General features: G+C 60.9%; 13 protein-coding genes. 5 read left to right on the top strand and 8 right to left on the bottom strand.

Annotated features, from left to right (window positions below; translation table 11 throughout):
• The first annotated feature begins 9 nt into the window (after window positions 1-9).
• The 3 genes from H1B37_RS16245 (at window position 10) to H1B37_RS16235 (ending at window position 5318) form a co-directional block, all read left to right on the top strand.
• Entirely contained in the window at window positions 10-312 is a 303-nt protein-coding gene (locus H1B37_RS16245; protein WP_182867704.1) for a hypothetical protein, read from the top strand.
• A gap of 234 nt (window positions 313-546) precedes the next feature.
• Window positions 547-3324 carry a DUF3592 domain-containing protein gene (locus H1B37_RS16240; RefSeq protein ID WP_182867703.1) on the top strand — a complete coding sequence of 926 codons (2778 nt, stop codon included), beginning with the start codon at window positions 547-549 and terminating at the stop codon, window positions 3322-3324.
• A 293-nt stretch (window positions 3325-3617) separates the two neighbouring features.
• Entirely contained in the window at window positions 3618-5318 is a 1701-nt protein-coding gene (locus H1B37_RS16235) for a M28 family peptidase (protein WP_182867702.1), read from the top strand.
• 220 nt (window positions 5319-5538) lie between these two features.
• Here the strand turns inward: H1B37_RS16235 and H1B37_RS16230 are convergent, their stop codons facing one another.
• Together H1B37_RS16230 and hemC are read right to left on the bottom strand one after the other, a co-directional pair.
• Entirely contained in the window at window positions 5539-6342 is an 804-nt protein-coding gene (locus tag H1B37_RS16230; protein WP_286177812.1) for a sugar phosphate isomerase/epimerase family protein, read from the bottom strand.
• A gap of 417 nt (window positions 6343-6759) precedes the next feature.
• Window positions 6760-7749, bottom strand: a complete 990-nt coding sequence (gene hemC / locus H1B37_RS16225; RefSeq protein ID WP_353620853.1) for a hydroxymethylbilane synthase — start codon at window positions 7747-7749, stop codon at window positions 6760-6762.
• Between the two features lie 265 nt (window positions 7750-8014).
• Between hemC and H1B37_RS16220 the strand changes: the two genes are divergently transcribed.
• Window positions 8015-10792: a protein kinase domain-containing protein gene (locus H1B37_RS16220; RefSeq protein WP_182867701.1), complete on the top strand. Its 2778-nt coding sequence runs from the start codon at window positions 8015-8017 to the stop codon at window positions 10790-10792.
• 246 nt (window positions 10793-11038) lie between these two features.
• Here the strand turns inward: H1B37_RS16220 and H1B37_RS16215 are convergent, their stop codons facing one another.
• Window positions 11039-12067: a zinc-binding alcohol dehydrogenase family protein gene (locus tag H1B37_RS16215; RefSeq protein ID WP_182867700.1), complete on the bottom strand. Its 1029-nt coding sequence runs from the start codon at window positions 12065-12067 to the stop codon at window positions 11039-11041.
• A gap of 8 nt (window positions 12068-12075) precedes the next feature.
• Window positions 12076-12909 carry an amidohydrolase family protein gene (locus H1B37_RS16210; protein WP_182867699.1) on the bottom strand — a complete coding sequence of 278 codons (834 nt, stop codon included), beginning with the start codon at window positions 12907-12909 and terminating at the stop codon, window positions 12076-12078.
• Window positions 12910-13351: 442 nt separating this feature from the next.
• Between H1B37_RS16210 and H1B37_RS16205 the strand changes: the two genes are divergently transcribed.
• Window positions 13352-14257, top strand: a complete 906-nt coding sequence (locus H1B37_RS16205; RefSeq protein ID WP_182867698.1) for a sigma-70 family RNA polymerase sigma factor — start codon at window positions 13352-13354, stop codon at window positions 14255-14257.
• Between the two features lie 93 nt (window positions 14258-14350).
• On the opposite strand, the gene H1B37_RS16200 is transcribed toward H1B37_RS16205, so the two are convergent.
• From H1B37_RS16200 to H1B37_RS16185, 4 genes are all read right to left on the bottom strand, one after another.
• Window positions 14351-15265, bottom strand: coding sequence for an outer membrane protein assembly factor BamB family protein (locus H1B37_RS16200; protein ID WP_182867697.1), 915 nt, complete (start codon window positions 15263-15265; stop codon window positions 14351-14353).
• Window positions 15266-15294: 29 nt separating this feature from the next.
• Window positions 15295-16557 carry a hypothetical protein gene (locus tag H1B37_RS16195; RefSeq protein WP_182867696.1) on the bottom strand — a complete coding sequence of 421 codons (1263 nt, stop codon included), beginning with the start codon at window positions 16555-16557 and terminating at the stop codon, window positions 15295-15297.
• A gap of 18 nt (window positions 16558-16575) precedes the next feature.
• Entirely contained in the window at window positions 16576-17979 is a 1404-nt protein-coding gene (locus tag H1B37_RS16190; RefSeq protein ID WP_182867695.1) for a sulfatase-like hydrolase/transferase, read from the bottom strand.
• A gap of 264 nt (window positions 17980-18243) precedes the next feature.
• Complete coding sequence (locus H1B37_RS16185) at window positions 18244-20247, bottom strand: ATP-dependent helicase (protein WP_182867736.1); 2004 nt, start codon at window positions 20245-20247, stop codon at window positions 18244-18246.
• Window positions 20248-20256 lie beyond the last annotated feature (9 nt).

Here is a 20256-nt window from a genome sequence, read left to right as displayed (position 1 = left end):
GAGACCCGGATGAAGACTTGGATCGTCGGCTTGGCCCTGTTGGTGTCGGCATCGATTGCCTCCAACGCCCACGCACAGTACGTGGGGATCGACATTTACGCCCCCGCCTACCCCGTCACGGTCGCTCGGCCGGTCGTGGTTCCGCCGATCGTGTACCCCGCGCCCGTCGTGTTTGCCCCGGCCGTCGTTGCACCTCTCCCACCCGTCGTGGCTCCGCGACCGCGTTACTACTTCTACACGCCCTATGGCGGTACCGAGGTGCGCGTGCCGGGCCGACCGGTGGCCAACACCTTGCGCGCAATCATCCGGTAAACGCATTTCCCCTCGTACGACGGCCCCTTCTGGGCGGTCGCGGGTAGACGGTCGTGGACGACGCAAGGAGTCCTCACAGTGCGCAATCCGAATGGACTCGTCGCCTCGTCCGCTACCCGAAAACCAAGCTGCGGCGGAGTGCTTGTGACGCGTTCCGATTGGTTCTCGCGCGTCGATTCGGCTATGGTGAAAGCGGGCAGTCCTCGCTATCCCGATCGCTGAGGAGACGCTGCGATGAGCCTGTCGGTCGAATCTTCCGCCCCCAAACCGCTGCTGTGGTGCTTGGTCTTTGTCGGCAGCTGGCTGGCCGTTTCCGGTTTCGCATCGGCCGTGGTGCAGCTGCGCGCATTGCGGTGGCCGACGGCCCAAGGCGTGATCCGCCACAGCGAAGTCGTCCCGGAAAACGATTATTACTTCGTTCAGCTGGAATATGAATTCACCGTCGATGGTGTCACGTACACCAATGACGACGTCTATCTGTATTCCGGAATCGGCGGTATGTCCGTTGCCAGCGAAACGATGGGCGGCGAAACCGAGGCGGCGGCCGAGACGATTCGCGACGGTTATCCGGTCGGCAAGTCGGTCAAGGTCTACTACCAACCGGACAATCCCGGCCGATCCGCTTTGATCATCGACGCGACCGAAATCCTGGTGATCGCCGTGTTCGGTTTGATCCTCGCGTCGGTCGCGTTCGTCCCGATCAAGTTCCCCAAGCTGTTTCAATCGACCCGTGAACGCGTCGAAAGTGACGACCTGGATCGCTGGGGGACCACTCCGGTAGTGTTCACCGCCGACGTGTTCGAGCGACTGCAACAGGAATCGTCTGAACAGGACGACGCCGGCACGTCGCACTCGGGGTCGTTGCTGAACGCGTCCGAAATCGAAGTCGTCCACTGGCGACCGGGGCAGCGTGTGGAGCTCAAGCGTCACGAGGGCGGACTGTTGTCGCGTAAACCCGCCTACCTGGTTTGCATCGACTGGCTCAAACAAACGTTGACCGCTGGCACCGAAGGCGAAACCGAGTCGATCCCGCTGTCGGCGATCGACGAACTGCGTCTGGGCGGGCTTCGTGAAGTCCGTTGGACCGGCGGCAAGAATTCACGAAGCTACGAAGCCTGGGACGTCTGGCTGGACGCGATCGTCGGTGCGCGACGGATCCGTTTGCTCAGTGGATCGGGTTTCCGCGATCCCGACCGAGCGTTCTGCCACGCGCTGCGGCCTGCCGGGGCGGTCGCGGTCAGCCTGGGCCGACCGCTGCGTTGGGTCGGGTTTGACAGCCATGGCCAGTATCGACCGCCCCGATTCGTCTCCGAGATCGAGATCGCCGATGTGGTTCGGCCAGCAGATGTCCAGGCAACGCGTTCCAGCGACCAGCCACACGCGGAGGACTCCGTCGACATCAAAGCGCCCAGCGAATGGTCCCCGATTTCCAAGCCGCCCAAGACGAAGGTTTCGATCCAGCAATCCGACGACGCACTTCGTGTGAACCTGCCGCGACAGTTTCAGTTTACCGACCTGCAAGGGTTCGGCTTTGCGGTTCTGATCGGCGGGTTCATTGCCATGATCTCCCCCGCTGCGTTTCGCGACCCCGAACCCGGACCGCGGATTTTCGTGGCGGTGCTGAGCCTGATTCCCTTGGTCGTGCTGGTCCATGCGATCCGCCAGTGGGCAAGGCAGGGGGCCATCGACGTGACCCAAAACCGATTGACCGTGACGGTGCGGGGCTTGCTACGATCCAAACGCCGTCAATGGTCGATCGGCGAGGTGCTGACCGTCTGTGTCGTCCCGAGTGGGAAAGAACGCGAGGGGTTGCCGATCGAGGAGTTGGCGGTCATCACCGTCAATGGCATGTCACACTCTTATTTCCAGTCGTTCACCAATCGTGAACTCGCCTGGATCGCCGGATCCGTCCGCCAGTTTCTCGCCTTCCCCGATCCGCCCGCGGTCACCCAGTCGGATCCGGACAAGGCCGTCCTGGAGATCTCTCGCGGATTGGTTCGATCCCAACAACAGGTGAGGGAAGACGCACTCGATGAAATGAAGCTGCAGGCTGGGCGCGTGCACGAGGGGCTGAAACAACGGGACGCGATCCTGGAAACGGACGACGCCGGTGCCGTGATGCCGGAAATCGCCGATGAAATCGTGGAACGCATGGAACACGTCTCTCGCGCGAGTTCGTCGGCGGTTCGCGCCGAATTTGGACTGATCGATTTCGACGTGTGGGATCCGGGCAGAATGATTCGGTACCGAAATACGACACTGGATCCGAGACAAAACCTTATCAATTCGCTTGTCAGTGGCTTTGGATACGGGATCGTTTTCCTGTTCGTCGTGCCGTTTGCAATCCCGATCCTGGGAGCGATCGTGTTGATTCCGATCGACATGATGGGTTCACGACGCTGGCATTTCGTGGTGACCGACCTGATGGCACTCGGCGGTGGCCTTTTGTATTGGATCGCCACGTTGATCTTGTTGGCCACCGCTTGGACCTACTTGAAACTTGCCGCCGCGTTCGCGCCGCGCGAAATCGAGTTGGATTGGAAAAAACAACGGTTGACCGTTCGTGGTCTACACCGCGAACAGAGCTACAGTTTCCAAGAGATTCGGCGGCTAAATCTGCGCGAGGTCAAACGTCCTGGGGCCAAACGCAAGTATTCGTTATTCCGAATGGAAGCACAATTGCTCGGACGGACGGTGGTCCTATTGGAAGCGGACGAAGCAGACGAAATCCGCGGGTTGGCGACTCCGGAGATGCCCTCGCAACAGCGCGTGCGATTGTTGGCCGAAGAGATCGCGCCGCACCTGGACGTTCCGATCCATTTGGCAGAACCGCTGGCGGACCGTTTTAATGCCGTCGGTTACCCAGGCCAGGCACGGTTGACCGACGTGCTGCGTCTGTGGCAAAACGTCGACGGTGGAACACGAGTCAGGATCTCCCTGGCCCTCGCCGCGATCCTGCTGTTCTGGATCGTCCGGATCGTGCAGCGTTATCAGGCGAATGTCGATGTGTGATTGGAGCCAGCACGTGGCGTCAGCGAGCTGTCGATTGAATCGCAACCGAAACAATCGTGAGCCGATGACGCTAGCCACAGGCCTCCAACGGCAATGCTGGAACCGCTAGGCCCGCGGCTAGCGCCGTCGGCTCACGCAACCGTCGGGCCGTCAGCCAGTGGGCGGCGTCGGGGGGGTGGAGTAGATCCGCTGACCTCCCGCTGACGCTTCCCGCTGGCTGTTGCTTCCCGCTAGGATAGCTTCCAATCAGGTTTGGACATCGGAACAACGGAGAATCGAGTTTGGCGGGTGACATGTCGAAGTTCGGCAAACGAATCGTGGTTGCGACGTTGACGTTGGTCGTTTCCATCACGCTGGGCTGGCTGGAATACCGCGGCCCGGCGCCGCTGGCGATCGACGTCCCGGCCGACCAACCGTCGGCGGCCCGGATGCGTGCGACGCTGGTTGAACTGCTGGGCGATCCCCCGCAAAAACACACGACGGGGACTGCATCGGGCGAAGCCTTTTTGCGACGTCTGGAAAAGACGCTGCGTGGCTATGACGTTCAAATGCGGCGGATCGAGATCCCCTTTGATCCGCAGCGTCAGGATCGTCATCCGGGCGGCCGCGTCGATTTGTTGCCGCCCGGTACGGTGCTGAAGAATCTGTGGGTCACCGTGGAAGGATCCGATCCCTCCTTGGCACCGATCTTGGTCGCCACACACCACGATTCCTGTCGTTGGGGTCCCGGTGCCGGCGATGCGGGGTCGGCCGTTGTCGCGTTGGTCGAACACATTGGCTATCTGTCGACGTCCCGGCCGGTTCGCACCACCCATTATCTGTTCACCGATGGAGAAGAATTCGGGCTGCTGGGCGCCTACGCGATCGTTGCCCAGGAATCGTTGCCCTTTCCCCGCCCCGCGTTCGTGTTGAACTTCGATGCCCGCGGCACCCGCGGCGGGATCGCGATGTTTGAAACGCACCTCAACAACCGCGGCTGGGTTTCGGCCGTGATTGACGACATGGCGCGACCCAAGATCACGTCGTCACTGGCCGTCACGATCTATCGGTCGCTGCCCAATGCGACCGATTTCAATGCCTGGCACGGCAAACTGGGGCTGTCCGGATTCAACTACGCCGCCATCGGCGGTGCCCATCGTTATCACCGCCCCGAAGACACGCCGCAGAACCTGAGCGATCGGACGCTGCAGCACATGGGGGCGCAGTTGTTTTCGATGCACCGAGCCCTCGACCGCTTGGACGGTCCGACGACGCGCCGGTTGAACGCCTCGGTCGAAGAACCGGCGCATGGCAACGCCGTGTTCTTTGATCTGTATGGCTGGACCGTGGTGCACTTCGGCGAAGGCATCCAGAAAGGGATTGCGTTTGTGGCCGTGGCGTTGATGGGGGTGGTGTGCCTGCGTGGAGGTTCGCTGGAACGGCTGCGACGGTTACCGCGGCACGGCCTGGTCATCGTGCTGTCGATCGCCGCGGGATTATTGGTCGGCGTCGTGATTCAACTCGGTTTGCGGACCACGCCGTTTTCGGTGTTGAAGTACACGCCGATCGATTTGCCGGCGGGCTTGGTGACGATCGCCGCCTCGTTCCTGGTCGTGACCGCGCTGTTGGAACGGTTTGCCCAGCGGACCGAAGTCGACGAAGCGGACGTCGTCAGCGACTGGATCTGGTGGGTGACCGCGGCGCTGGGGATGGTGCTCGCTGTGGTGCTGCCCGGTGGCGCGTATCTGCTGGTCTTGCCGAGTGTGGCCTATGCGTTGGTTCGCATCGTGTCGGCGCGGGTGGCCCTGGCCGCCTGGTGTGGCTGGGCGGTCGCGATCATCTTGGATGGGCCGCTGGTGATGTTGCTGGTGCAAGCACTGGGGGCGTGGCGACAACCGGTTTACGCGGCGTTGGCGAGTTTGTTGGCCGTGTTGGCGATGACGGCGTGGACGGCACAAAAAAAGGCGAGGCCGATTCCGAAGAACCGACCCCGCCTCGCACGGGGGGACGCTTAATATCTCGTTGTTGTGCCAGCTTCGTCTCGCGTCCCTCGCACACCTAGACAGTAGTCTGTTTCCTGCCCGAGCAACACAAATGCTTCAGGAAAAGGCCCGTTTTGGCGGCATCGACCATGCAGCGGCGCCCGGTTGTTCGGCCCGTAACGGTGCTAACGATTCGCACCTGTGTTGCATTCGCACGCGAGGTTCGAATTCACGGGTGGTTCGCAGTGGTCACTTAGACAATCGAAGTCCCAAGTGCCTTGCGGAGCCGATCGAGGGCGGCGGGGATGTGGTCATAGGGATGCTCGTCTTCGTATTCCAGGACCACAAAGCCTTGGTAGGTGCTGTCGCGCAAGATCCCGGCGATCCGGTCCAAGTCGGCCGGGTACTCCGTCCCGTCGGGCTTTTTCATGTTCATTTTGACTTGAACGTTCACGGCATAGGGGACGCACTGTTCCAAATCGCGGTAAGGATCCTCGCTGTAGAAGTTGCCGGTATCCAAGTTGATGCCGACCCAGGGATGATCGACGGCGTGGACGATCGGCAGCAATTGGTCGGGCCGTAGGTTGCCATGGTTTTCGATGCCCAGAAAGACGCCGCGCCGGCCGGCCCGTTCGGCACAGCGTTTCATCGCCGCGACGGCTTCACCCATCCGTTCGGGGTGATCGTCCAACTCCTTGCCTTTGCCAGCGAAGAACCGGATGTGGGGCGCGCCCAAGACCGCCGCCTTGTCGATCCACTCGAGCGCGGTTTCGATTTCCCGGTCCAGCTTGTCACCGGCGCCTTGGGTGAAGTTGTTGCCGATGGCGGTCCCGGAAATCGTCACGCCGCGGAGGAACGCTTGGCGACGGAGTTCCAAGAAGTAGGCGTCGTCGGCATCGGGCGGGAAAAAGTAGCTGGTCAGTTCGGCGGCTTCCAAATCTTGCTCGGCGCAGTAGTCCAGAAATCCGACCATGTCGATCGCCTTGCCTCCGCCGGCCGGCTCCTTTCGCTTGCCCTTCATGAACGAAAAGTAGCTGCGGAGAGAATAGGCGGCCAAACCGAGTCGGAACCGCGGCTCGCCCGTGCGTGGAAACGGTTCTGCGGCGGTCGACGTCGCGGGGCCCAGAACGCTCGTGGGGCCCAGAACGCTCGCGGCACAGGCAGCGGCGCAGCCCGCGGAGGCGGCGGTGATAAACTGGCGGCGGCTGGACGAATTCGTCGCACGGTTGATTGATCTTGGATGTGTCGGCACGGGGGTGACCTTGGGGAGGAGTGATGGGGGGACTCTTTTGTGCCCAATTCTATCGCCCCGACTCGAACCCCGAAGGCTCTCACGGCTAAAGTCTGGTATTCCGCCGCAGCACAGGTTTCGATTGGGCTAGATAGTCGCCGTCCTCTCCGAGGTCGGCGCGGGCAAAGCTTCGCTTATTCCCCCGCGCCGAGTTCGGAGAACACGGCGACACTCCGATCAATTTTATCGTCCCGCTTCGATCAGTGTCTTGGCCCCCTGTTCGATCAGCATCGCAGCGACGCCGCGTCCCAATTCGATCGCGGCGCTTTGCCAGCCGTCGAAGGTCAAATCGATCGGGGTGTCGGCTTGGGATTCCAAGCACGTTTTGCCATCGGTCGACAACACTCGCGCGGTCAGGTGCAGGGTCGACGAGGGCTGCTCACCACCGGACCTGTCCGAGACGGTTCCCAGGGCGGCGATCGGGGCCAAGCAGCCGCCGTGTAGATCCGACAACAACGTCCGCTCGGCCAACGTGCACGCCGCCGAACGCGGGACATTGAGTTGGGAAACCACCGCGACGGCGTGGGAGTCGTCGTCGCGGACTTCGATCGCCAAGGCGCCCTGGCCGGGGGCGGGCAGCATCAGGTCCAGCGGCAACTCGACGCGGGGCAAGTCCTGCATCTCCAGCCGCTCGATTCCCGCGGCCGCCAGAATGATCGCGTCATACTCGCCGTCCTGCATTTTCTGCAAGCGCGTTTGCACGTTGCCGCGGATCGCCAGCACTTCCAGATCGGGGCGGACCTTCAACAACTGTGCGGCGCGGCGGCGGCTGCCGGTCCCGATCCGCGCCGCTTTGGGCAGGTCCTCAAGTTCGGTGGCCGACGGCGAGACCAGACAATCGGCGACCGTTTCACGCGCTGGCGAGGCCACCATCCGCAGCCGGGGGTGGGGCTCGGTGGGCAAGTCCTTCATCGAGTGCACCGCGACGTCCCCTTCGTCTTCCAACAGCGCCTGTTGGATCCGTTTGGTGAACACGCCGACGGATCGTTTGCCGTCGATCGGCCGCATGTCGACATCGCCGCTGCTGACCATCGGCACGATTTGCGGCGGCAGCGTCCGCTCGGCCAGCAACCCGGCGACGTGTCGGGCCTGCCACAGGGCCAGCGGGCTTTCGCGCGTCGCGATTCTCAGCACACGGCCGTCCCCGTCGCCGCCGGGCGGGTCAGAGGCCAATTCGGAGGGCGGGGGATTGGATATTGACGGTTGATCCGATGCTGGCAAGATAAAAGGCCGGGTTCGAGTGAGGAGAAACCGACGTGTCGGGCGACAGCCACCCGTCTGCGTCTTCCGGAGCTTAGAGTAACGTGCCTGATCCGATTTCGGCAACTCCTCCGGTCTTGCGATATAGTGACGGATCGGTGACCCCATCGGCCCGGCGGCGAATTCGAACACCCTGGGACGATGAATTTGCACCTGCCGCGCCCCGGCATCCATCACGTTGAACAATCCACTGCACAACAGCGACCTACACAACAGCGACGACTCGACGCCCGATTCGCCATCCAGCGAATTTGAGGGGGGCGTCGTCGATTCGGCGGAGTTGAAAAGCGTGCCGACCTACGGCGATGCGGTCAGTGCGGATCCGGCGACCTGCGAGATCGGCGACCTGTCCGAGCCGGAGATTGATTTGAGTGTGGCCTCGGACCAAGCGTTTCCCCCGGACGACGATTCGGAAGCAAGGACGCCTCGAAAGAAAAAGGCTGCCTCCAAACGCGCCGCATCGGAGGAGACGGTCCCCAAACAGATCGGCGAGTACCGCATCACGGGGCTGATCGGTTCGGGCGGCATGGGGCAGGTGTTTTCGGCCGAACACGTGCGGATGCAACGCAAGGTCGCGCTGAAAATCCTACGCGGCGATCGGATGTCCGATGAAGCGTCGGTGGAACGATTCTATGACGAGGTGCGCGCCGCGTCGCGTGTCATGCACCCGAACATCGTCACGGCCTTTGACGCCGGCGAATTCGACGGCATCCATTATCTGGTCATGGAATATGTCGACGGGATGACGTTGACGCGGCTGGTCGCCAAGAACGGCCCGCTGTCACCGGGGATGGCCGCCGCGGTGATTCGACAAGCCGCCTTGGGGTTGCTGCACGCCCATCGCGCGGGAATCGTGCACCGCGATGTCAAACCCGGCAACCTGGTCCGAGCGGTCGACGGGACGATCAAGGTCTTGGATCTCGGGCTGGCTCAAATCAGCAACGTCCTGTGGTCCGAAGACGGACGCGAACTCGGACGCGTCCAGGACCCCGAATCGCATCACAAACGCAAGGGCCGGCTGATCGGAACGCTGGCCTATATGTCACCCGAACAACTCGAATCGCCCGACGAAGCCGACCCGCGTAGCGACATTTACTCCCTGGGCGCGGTGCTGTTCTTTCTATTGACCGCCAAACCGCCGTATCAGGGTGAATACTTGGACCAGGTCTATGGGCATCGCCACGGTGAAATTCCGGACCTGATGCAACTGCGCAGCGACGTCGATCTGGGGCTGAGCAATCTGTTGCGGCGGATGATGGCCAAACGGCTCAGCGAACGCTACGCGTCGCTGGACGAGGTCGTGGAGGATCTGGGGGCGTATGCCGAGGAATCGCACAGTCCGGCTTGGTTGGCCGAGTTCGTCAACCGACAAAGCAGCGGCAACGATTCGACGATGTCCGGGGGATCCACAGCGATCGCCAACCAGCCCGTCTTTGCGATCGAGATGGCCATGTTTTACGCCGCCGCGGCGGAATCCGTGCAAGGGGTCGGGATCCACAATTTGACCGCCGGCGGCGACGACCAACCGTTGTTTCGGATGGCGATCGCCAACGACGACGGCAAGTTGCTGTTCGACCTGGACGCCAATCAAATGCGTTTGACGGCGCCTCGGAAAGTCGTCCATTGTTTGCCGATGTACATCGGCAAGGACATCGTCCGCCGCGAGATCGCCGGGCGGCATTGTCCGCCGGAAGTGTTGTTGGCGCTGGCCATCCGCCGCATCGTTTCCAACGGCTGGCCGGGACACGCCATGCCCAAGCTGGCGTCGATGGTGGTTCCCGCCTGTTACGACCAATTCCATCGCCGCAGCATCAAACAGGCGGCTCGGTTGGCGGGGCTCGAATCGGTTCGACTGGTCGACCGCAGCGTCGCGGCGATCCAATCGTTGCTGATGGACATCGACGCGGCAGTGGTCAGCGAGAACAAACCGATCGACGTCAACACGGCTGAAACGATGCTGTTCATCGGGTTGTCCGGCCAAGCCACCGAGGTCGCGCTGGTCCAACGCGACGGCATGCAATTGACTCAACTGGCCACCGCCGGCCATTGGCACAACAGCATGTTGAGCTGGCAGCATCGCCTGGTCACGTTGGCCGCCGAAGCGTTTCGGCGACGCCACGGGTTTGACCCGACCGAACACACCGTCACGGCATCGCGGTTACAGATGTCGTGCGAGCACGCGATGAATACGTTGCTGATGTTGCCCGAGGTCACGATCAGCGTCGACAAAGATGGCAGGTCGTGGGCAATCACCGTGTCGCGGCAAAAGTGGCTGGAACAATGCGCCGATTTGATTCACGCAATCCGCCGCGACATGCATTCGGTTTGCCAGCAGGCCGGAGTGCATCCCAAGAAGATCGATTCCAGCGTGATCCACGGACCGCTACTGCGGATCGAGGAATTGCAGCACCGGTTGTTCAAGAAACTGTCGCCGGAGCTGGAGGTCCGCGTGGTCGATCACAGCGACATCGCCCGCGGGGCAGCGGCCTGCCTGGCCGCCGAGTTGCCCCAACGCACCGATTTACTGGTGCCGCCGCGTTGTGTGTCCAGTCAAACGATCGGCATCGTCGTCGAAGACAGTCGCGGGCGGCGACGGATTCTGCCGATCATCCCACGCGGTACAAAATTGCCGGCCCGCACCAACCGCAAGCTGACGATCGCCAAAGACCGCTTCTCCATGACGTTGTCGGTCGTCGAATCCTCCGGCGTCCACGGCGACAAATGGCATTCGCTGGGACGCTACGAATTCAACGTCGACAAAGATTCCAACAACCAACTGAAACGAACCCGCAGCATCGGATTTGAATTGAACGTCGATGGCTTGTTGACCGTCCGCGCCCAGACGCCCGGAACGCCCGAAAGCAAACGCCTGCCGATCATTCCCGAACCGTTGTTGGACCCCAAGGACGAACCCGAATGGGCCCGTTGGATTGCCGGGCTGGATATCGTGGGATAGGTTTCCAGCCTGTCATTGCTAAGCAGGATTCGGCAACCGTTGCTGTCTAGCCTTGAGGCGATTCCGGGGCGCTATTTGCGACGTCGATGGTAGCGGAATTTGCCAACGCCCTGTTGATCGAAAGGCCCTCTCTGGCGTTTGCTTGCTGCGCAAACGCTGTCTCTCCCAGAGGGAGAGAATTTAGAAAATGGGGCAACCGTGGACAGCCTAAGCCTGCACACCAACCCCCATGCCCCTGGCGTCGGATCAACCGCTGACGGAAATCACGGCTTTGATCACACCGGTTTCGGGCTTGGTGTAGGATTCGAAATCCGTCAACACCTTGTCCATGTCGGTGCGGTGGGTGATCCACGGATCGGTGTTGATCAACCCGCCTTCGATCAATTGGATGATCCGCGTGAAATCACCGGGCAAGGCGTTGCGTGAGGCCAGGATCGACGCTTCGGGTTTATGCATCGTCGGGTGGCGGAATGTGATTTCGTCGGTCGTGATGCCGACGTAAACCAGTGATCCGGTGCTGGCCAAATAGTTCAACGCGCCGCCCATCGAGTGACGGTTGCCGGTCGCATCGACGATCGATTGGTAAAGGTCGCCGCCGGTCAATTCCTTCATGCGTTCCAGTTCGCTGCCATCGCCTTTGAATTGCACCGTGTTTTCGATGCCGTAGTTTTTGCGGACGAATTCCAAGCGGTCGGGGTTCATGTCCATCACGCTGATCTTTGCACCGGTGAACTTGGCAAACTCCAGCGTCGCCAATCCGATCGGGCCCATGCCGATGATCATCGCGTGATCGGCCGGTTGTGGGTTGGCTCGGTCATTGGCGTGACAGCCGATCGCCAGGGTTTCGACCAGTGCGAGTTGGTCGAAGGAAAGTTTCTTGGACGGATGCAGTTTGTCGGCGCGGACCAGGAAGGATTCGCACAGGCCGCCGTCCATCATCACGCCGATGACTTTCAGGTTTTGGCAGCAGTTGCTCGCGCCGCGGCGACAGGGGTAGCACGTCCCGCAATTCATGTACGGTTCGACGCTGCAGCGGTCGCCGGCGGACACGTTCGTCACGCCCTCGCCGACCGCGACGACTTCGACACCGAGTTCGTGCCCGGGGATTCGTGGGAAATCAAAGAACGGGAATTTTCCCAAGTAGCAACTGATGTCCGTCCCGCAGACGCCCATCCGGTGCGTCCGCACCAGCGCCTGTCCCGGTCCCGGAGACGCGGGGGCATCGATTTCGATGGGCTTGAGTGTTTTGACTTCGCTGATTTGAATCGCGCGCATGGATCGAGTTACTCCAAGTGATAAATGCGTTTGGCGGTGCCGCCGAAAAATTGTTCTTGTTCGTCGCTGGATAGTTCACCGGCCAGTGACCGGACGGTTTCCAGCCAGTGATCGTAGTGGGTGCGTAACAGACAGACCGGCCAATCGCTGCCGTACATCAACCGCGACGGGCCGAACGCGTCGAGCACGATGTCCCAGTAGGGGCGGACCGTTTCGATGTCCCAGCACGAATCGACGACTTCGGTCACCACACCCGAAAACTTGCAGGCGAGATTTGGCAAGGCTGCGATCTGGCGGATTTGTGATTCCCACTGGGCGTCGACCCGGCCGTCTTTGATCGTCGGTTTGGCGATGTGGTCCAACACCATCGGGATGTCGTCGTGCGTGCGGACGAACTCGATGGACGGTTCCAATTGCCGGGCAAAGATCAGGACATCGTAAACCAGGTCACGGCCGGCCAATTCGCGGATCCCGCGATTGAAGTCCGCGCCCAAGATGAAGCGATCATCCGGTTCGTCCTGGACGACGTGCCGCAAGCCTTTCAGTTTGCCTTGGTCGGCGAAACGATCCAGTTGTGCGGTGATTTGATCGGACGCAAAATCGACCCAGCCGACGACGCCTTTGATCAACGGTTCCGATTCGGCCAACGCCAGCAGCGTCTCGGTCTCTTCCAAGCTCTGGCGGGCCTGGACGGAGACAAAGCCATCGATGCCGTTTTCGTCGGCCAGCGTTTTCAGTTCATCGGTCCAGAAATCGTGTCGTAACACCGACATCTGGTCGCTGATCCAAGGGTACTGCTGGGCAAAATACTTCCAGAGGTGATGGTGTGAGTCGATCAGCATGACGGGTCAGCAGCAGGGCGGGTGTGGGGAAAGCTGCTTCGGAGAGCAACGGACAGAAACAAATGCCGGCTTCACCGTAGCTGCCGTCGCCAGACGGCGGTCGTTCCACGCTCTGGCGAGCGTCGCTACAAAGTAAACGGGATTGGATGACGGTCGACAAGCCACCTTTGCCCCGCTTCGTCCCCGGTCGGTCATCCCAGCCGTGTTTTGTGAACAATCGGAAGGACCCGAACAATCGCCAGCGTCTGCAAACCCATGACCGATGGATCGGGATTACAGATTCGCCGCTCCGGCATCCGATGCTCACCCTACGGCAGCCCCTGATGCCGACTGTCAGCTGCGCACGCACCTCTCCCCGGCCGTCGTCCACCCTTCCGGCGACCCCCGGCAACTCGTCCGCGGCGGCAATGGCCGCACCGATTCAACCTACCCAAAACTTCTCATGTCCGAATTCGTCGCCCCCTCAGTTGATCCGGATCTTGCCGACGTCAAAAAGATTCGCAAGTCCAGTCGCAGGACCGATGCCGCTCAGTCGCCGCTGGAGACTTATCTCCGCGAAATCAACGAGACGGCGTTGTTGACGGCCAAGGAAGAGCTGGAATTGGCCGCCCGGATCGAACAAGGCGACGTCGAAGCCCGTGACCGCATGGTCCGCGCCAACTTGCGGCTGGTCGTCAACATCTCACGCGGCTACACCGGCAAAGGCCTCAGCCTGCAAGACCTGATCGAAGAGGGCAACCTGGGCTTGCTGCGGGCGGTCGAAGGTTTTGACCCGACCGTCGGAACCCGATTCAGCACCTACGCCAGCTACTGGATCAAACAATCGATCAAGCGGGCGTTGATCAACAGTGCCAAAACGATTCGCATTCCCGCCTACATGGTGGAATTGCTGAGCAAGTGGCGACGTGCGACCGCGCGATTGAGCGAAGAACTGGGCCGCACGCCGACCAACGAAGAAGTCGCCCGTGTGTTGGGGCTGCCCAAGAAAAAGCTGCCGATCATTCGCAAAGCGATCCGGATCAGTAACAGCACCCCGCAGAGTGACCAAAGCGAATCGGGTTGGTCGCTGGGCGAGATGGTGATGGACGAACGGCTGAAAGCGCCCGACGAAATGATGCTCGATCACGACATCTTGCGTCACGCGATGGAGTTGTTGGGTGACCTGGAAGAACGCGAGGCGATGGTCTTGAAACTGCGCTTCGGGCTGGACGGCAGCGAACCGAAAACGCTCAAAGAAATCGGCGCCGAATTGGGGCTGACCCGCGAACGCGTTCGGCAGATCGAAACCGAGGCCCTGCGTCGATTGGCCGATGGTTTGACCGATCCCCGTGAACGCTTCGGGCTGTAGCGCAACGGTCAATCCAAGTGGGATAGGCTTCCAGCCTGTCTTTTCGGCAGCGACAGGCTGGAAGCCTATCCCACTCGGGCGATCCGCCGGTTTCTATCGCAAGACCACCGAATTGGAAACCGAGTTTCCCAGGTGCTCGAAATCGGTGAACGACCAGACCACGTTCTTCTTGCGATCGATTTCGACGATCTGTGGCTGGCCCGGCCCGGCGTGACAGTTACCGACGATGATGTTGCCGTTGTCCCGCACCTGCAGCGTCGTCACCCACGCCAGCGTGATACCGGCTAAATCGTTCTGGTCGACCTGCCACACGATCTGTTTTTCCGGCGTGACTTCCAAAACGCTGTGCCCGTTTCCGGTGCCGATCAGCGTGTTTCCGTTGGGCAAGCGCAGGGCGCTGAACACCGAATCGCCGAAGGCTTCCGGCCCATGGCCTCCCTTGGGCTGTTTGCCGAACAACGGCACGTCATACTCCCAGAGGATCTTTCCGTCTCGGCTGTACTCGCGGACGTAACCGTCGCCTTCTTGAGCGACCAAATAGGTCCAATCGTCGCCGGCGGTGATCGGACGGACCAGTCGCGTGTCGCGGTGGTGGTGGGGACGATCGCGTTTGAGATCAAACTGTTTGTGAACGTTTCCCGGGCGGTCGATCTCATAGATCTTGCCTTCGCCGCTGAGCGCCACCATCAGCTTGTCGCCGGACAGCGGCGCGATCGAATGCAATTCGACTTTTTTGGCCGTCGCCAATTTTCGCGCGTCAAAGGACCAGACGACGTCATGGGTCGTCGCGTCCAATTCAATGATCTCGGTTCCCTGGTGCGTCAGAACGTTTCCGTTTTCCAGCACATGAATGTCGTGTGGTGCGCCCTTCAGTTTCACCGAAGCGGTGACCTGGCCGTCGGAGTCGAACCAATACAGCATGTTGCGCTCGTTGGCGACAAGCGGGTAGCCGGCGGTCAGGGGAGCGGCCAGGATCAACGCGACGGACAAACAAAGGAGGGATCGCATGGGTGGGATGATAGAAAGGGGGGAAACAGTCATGAAATTGCAGCGGAAAAATCACTTTCGAAATGGGGTTCAATGTCCGCGATGCTGGGCAGCCCGGCTCGGGCCAGCAATCGATCGAGCTGTTCTCGGCGTTGGCGAGGATCTTGCGGTCCGGCGACCGAGGGTTGGTCGGCATCGGGGCCGGCTAAATCGGATCCGACGTCGCGCATCGTGGCGGCAAAACCACGCCGCCATTTCGCTTCGACCAGCTTGAACCCGATCACGACCAACGCGACGATCACCCCGATCGTGATGCCTCCGGTTTTCCAGTTTCCGGTGATCAACGCGAACACGACGAACGGCAAACACACCAGAACCGTAACCAGCCCTACCAGCTTTGCCATCAACCCCTTGAAGGACTTGCCCAGTTCGCCGAGCATCATGGCCGGGTCGATGCGTTCGGTCATCAGCAGGATGGGGACCAGTGGGCCGAGTGCCTGGGCGGAGGTCATGGGGGTTCCCGCCGGACCGCTGATGCGGCATTGATGTTGGTAGCCGTCGGCGTCGATGCATTGCACGTCCCAGTCCGGCCAGTAACTGGCCATCTCGCCGGCGACGGACCGGATCTCGCGTCGACCCCACAAATCGATTCGGCGCGCCGGGACGTCAAACAGCACGGCTTCGCAGACGTTCCGTTCGGCGGGCACGTCGTAGGCCGGCAGTGACTTCAATCGCGACAGCGGGTCGTCTTCGTTGCGAACCACATCCGAGGTGATCTCGCCGATCAAGCGATGCTGGACCGTTTGATCGTCGTCCAGGATGGTCACCCAGGCAAAGCACTCGTTTTCGTCATCGGGATCAAATTCTTCGCAGTGCGGCGATTCCTCGTCCAGTGTTTCGCTGCGGAATTCCAGCGGATCGACGTCATCGTCGACGACTCGCAACCGCTGTGCACTGGCATGGCTGATCGAATCACCGGCGGCGATTTGCAGGTCGCACATCGAATCGGCGTACAAGATCTCGAATCCGGGCCACGCTTCGGCGATCAACGTGTCGAGCAATTGCTGCGATCGCGGTTGGTCAACCTCGTCGTTTTCGTTAAACCACAGCAAGGCCTGGGCGTCATAATCGATCACCGCACCGGCTTCGCAATCGGTGTCGAATTCGTTGACCGGTTCACGGCCGTCCAGCCATTGGTGCAACGCGTCCTGGCCCCAGACCAGCTGACGTGCGAAACAAACCGCCCCATAGGGGTCGATAAACATGGTGGTTTCCCCGTCGCGAATCAACGCAATCAGTGCGGCCTGGATCATCTTCGTCGGTCTGCTCGTTTACGGTTGCCAAGCGACACGTCCGCCGCGCTGGATATGGGCACGAAGCGAGCGTTTCAGCTGGTTCGTGATTCGCGGGTTCTTTCCAATCACGTTGTGTTTTTCTTGTGGGTCCGATTCTAGATCATACAGTTCCAGCGGCGAGAACGGGTCGTTCTGCATCAATTTCCATTTGCCGCGGATCAGTGCATGGTACGCCCCGCCGACGTAATGATTGTTACCTTCGCGGCGGACAAAGTACAGTTCCCGCGGCTGGTCGGGCATCGGTTTGCCTTGCAAAATCGGCATCAAGCTGACGGCGTCGGTATCCGGATCCTGCGGGGCGCCGGCCAGTTCCAAATACGTTGCCGTCAGATCAAACGTTAACCCAGCATAGTCCGATTCGCTGCCGGCCAGGCTCTTGTCCAGCGGACGAATGATGAAGGGGACTTTTAATCCGCCGTCATAATGGCTTTGTTTGCCCTCGCGCCAGGGCAGATTCCGCTGGCCGTGTGGAATCGATCCGCCGTTGTCGCTGGTGAACGCGACGACCGTGTTGTCGCGAAATCCCAGGCTGTCCAGGTGAGTCAGGAATCGCCCCAGATGAAAGTCCAGGTGTTCAACGAAGGCGACGTTCAGAGCCCGTTTTTCATCCATGTCGGGAAATCTCGCTTTCGTTCGTTCCAACCAATCCTGTGGCGGCTGGATGGGAAAGTGCGGTGCGTTGTAGGGCAGGTACAAAAAGAACCGCTGCTCGGGTGACTTGCTCCGCTCGTCGACGTAATCGATCGCCCATTGGGTGAACAACTCCGTCGCATGTCCCTCCGGATCGATCGGATCGGCGTTGTGACGCATGAAGTTGATGCCGCCGCGGCGATGATGGTAATAGTCGTCCATCATGTCCCCCAGAAAGCCGTGGAACAGATCAAAGCCGCGCTCGCCCGGCGTGTTGGGCGAGCTTAATCCCAGATGCCATTTGCCGACGATCGCGGTGTGGTAACCGGATTCGCCCAACCGATCGGCGATCGTGGCAACGCCGGGGGAAAGGTACCCCCACGAATCCGGCGGCGAGGTCCGGATCACACCAGGCACACCGACACGATCGGCATAGCGGCCGGTCATGATCGCCGCACGCGTCGGCGAACAGACGGTGCAATTGGCACGCATGCTCGTAAACGTGATCCCTTCGGCGGCCAAGCGATCCAGGTTGGGCGTTTTTAAATCCGGCGCACCCTGATAGCTGACATCGCCATAGCCCAGATCATCGGCCAGGATCAGCACCAGGTTCGGGCGTTCTGCGGACTGCGCCGTCACCAGCGATGTTGAACCGATCAGGACCACGAACAGCGTCGCGAGTCCGAACGCCACTTGGGATAGAGATGCCCCACGGCAAGTTGCCTGCGCAGAAGCAAGGAAGTGAAGCATGTTGATTCGCTAATTGAGGAGTGCAGACAACGACCACATGGGCTGTGTTGGGCGCAGAAAAAAACAGGAGATCGTTCTCAGTCAACCCAATGGTGATCCCCTGGCTGCATGGAACCGAACGCGATTCCGGTCCATAGTTTCTTCGCTCCGGGATGCGAAGTCAAATTATCGAAGCGTCGAACGTCCGATAGGACCAATAGGACAGACGCGACGTATAGGTCCGATTGGTCCCCTGCGTCCTATCGCACCCAACGCCCCCGCGCATCAGCGGCGGGCCATCCTTCGCTGCTTGCGAAATTGGTTCGGGTTGGTCGCTTGGCCGGTGACTTCGTACAAGAACTGACTGGGGATCGTCGGCACGGGCTTGCCCCACTTGCGGCGCGTCAGCGCCATCGAGAGCGTCAATTGCTCTTGGGCGCGGGTGATCCCGACGTAACACAGTCGTCGTTCTTCGGCGATGTCTTCTTCGCGGCCCGATTTGACGCTGCGTGAGTGCGGCAGCAACCCCTCTTCCATCCCGACCATGTAAACGACCGGGAACTCCAGGCCTTTGGCGGCATGCAGGGTGAGCAGCCAAACGGCGTTTTGCATCGCCAGCTTGTCCTTTTCATTGCCCATCTCGCGACCGGAAAGGGCGATGTCGGCCAGGAAACCGGTCAAGTCGGCGTCCTCGCGATTGTCTTCGAACGCGCCGATCGCGTTGGCCACTTCACCGAGTGATGCCATCCGGTTCTGGCGGTCTTCGGGTTCGTCATACAGCCGGTTGATTTCATCGGCGTAGGAAGTCCGCGTCAGCAGCGTGTCCATCGCCGCGGCCAGCGATTCGCTTTTGGCCCGCGCGGTGACGTCGGCATGCACCGATTGCAAATCGGCGACGCCGCGTTGGGCCGCCGGGGACAGATCGGCGACGATGTCACGGCGTTGCATGATCTGCCAAATGGAAACGCCGTCGGCCACGGCATGTTCCATCAACGTCTTGACACTCTTGGGGCTCATCCCCCGCGACGGCGTGTTGATGATCCGCAACAGCGACACTTCGTCATCGGGCTGATCGATCCATTTCAGATACGCCACGATGTCGCGGACTTCGCGGCGATCGAAGAACGACTGGCTGCCCAACATGACGTAGGGGACGTCGGCCTTGCGAAGTTCGGTTTCGAACAGACGCGGTTGTTCGTTGGTGCGAAACAGGATTGCGATGTCGCGTGGTTGGATGTGTTCGTTTTCGATCAGGTGTTTGATCTCGCCGACGACCGATTGCGATTCTTTGGTTTCGTCCTTGTGCTGGGCGATCCGCGGCCGCACGCCGTCGGGGCGCGAGGGACGCAACACCTTGTCGTGACGTTCGGCGTTGAACTTGATCAGCCGGTTGGCCATTTCCAGGATCGCGCCACAGCTGCGATAGTTCGCCTCCAGGCAGACGATCTTTGCGTCCGGCCAATCATTCTTGAAGTTCAGGATGTGAGTCACATCCGCCCCGCGCCAGGCATAGATCGACTGGTCATCGTCACCGACGACGCACAGGTTGCGGTGCTTGCCGGCCAAGTGTTTGGTGATGCGGTACTGGCTGCCGTTGGTGTCTTGGTATTCGTCGACCAGGACGTGGTCGAACTTGCCCGCCTCGGCGTCACGAATTTGCGGATGCTGGTCGAACAAGACTTCGGTTTGCAGTAGCAGGTCGTCGAAATCCATCGCGCCGCGCGTCTTGAGGCCTTCCTGGTAACGACGGTAGCCGGCCGCGGCCAAGTGTTCCTTGTCGGTCGACGCGACCATCGGGGCCTGGTCGGGATGGATCGATTCGTTTTTCCAGTTGCTGATGATCCCCAGCAGGTCGCCGGGCTTGAGCGCGGTGCCGGGCAGCCGCAACTGGCGGAGGATTTCGCGCGCCAGCGACTCTTGGTCACTGCGATCGTAGATCGAGAATTTTGCCGGATAGCCGAGCGCGGTGGCGTGTCGCCGCAGCACCCGGACGCAGTGGGCGTGGAAGGTGCTGATGGTCGGCTCGGGGCGTTTTTCGCCCTTCTTTTTGCGTTTGCCGGCGTAGCCGAGAAGCTCGCCGACGCGTTCCTTCATTTCGCCGGCGGCTTTGTTGGTAAACGTGACCGCCAAGATCCGATCCGGAGCCGTTCCGTGGCGGATCAGGTTGGCGATGCGGAACGTGACCACACGCGTCTTTCCGGTCCCGGCGCCGGCCAACACCAGCAGGGGACCGGAAAGTGTTTCGACGGCGTCCGATTGCGCCGGGTTCAATCCGTGAGCCAATGAAATTCCTTTTTG

The sequence above is a fragment of the Stieleria mannarensis genome (genome assembly GCF_014154935.1).
Lineage (GTDB): Bacteria > Planctomycetota > Planctomycetia > Pirellulales > Pirellulaceae > Stieleria > Stieleria mannarensis.
This window is presented reverse-complemented; position numbering and strand designations above follow the sequence as displayed.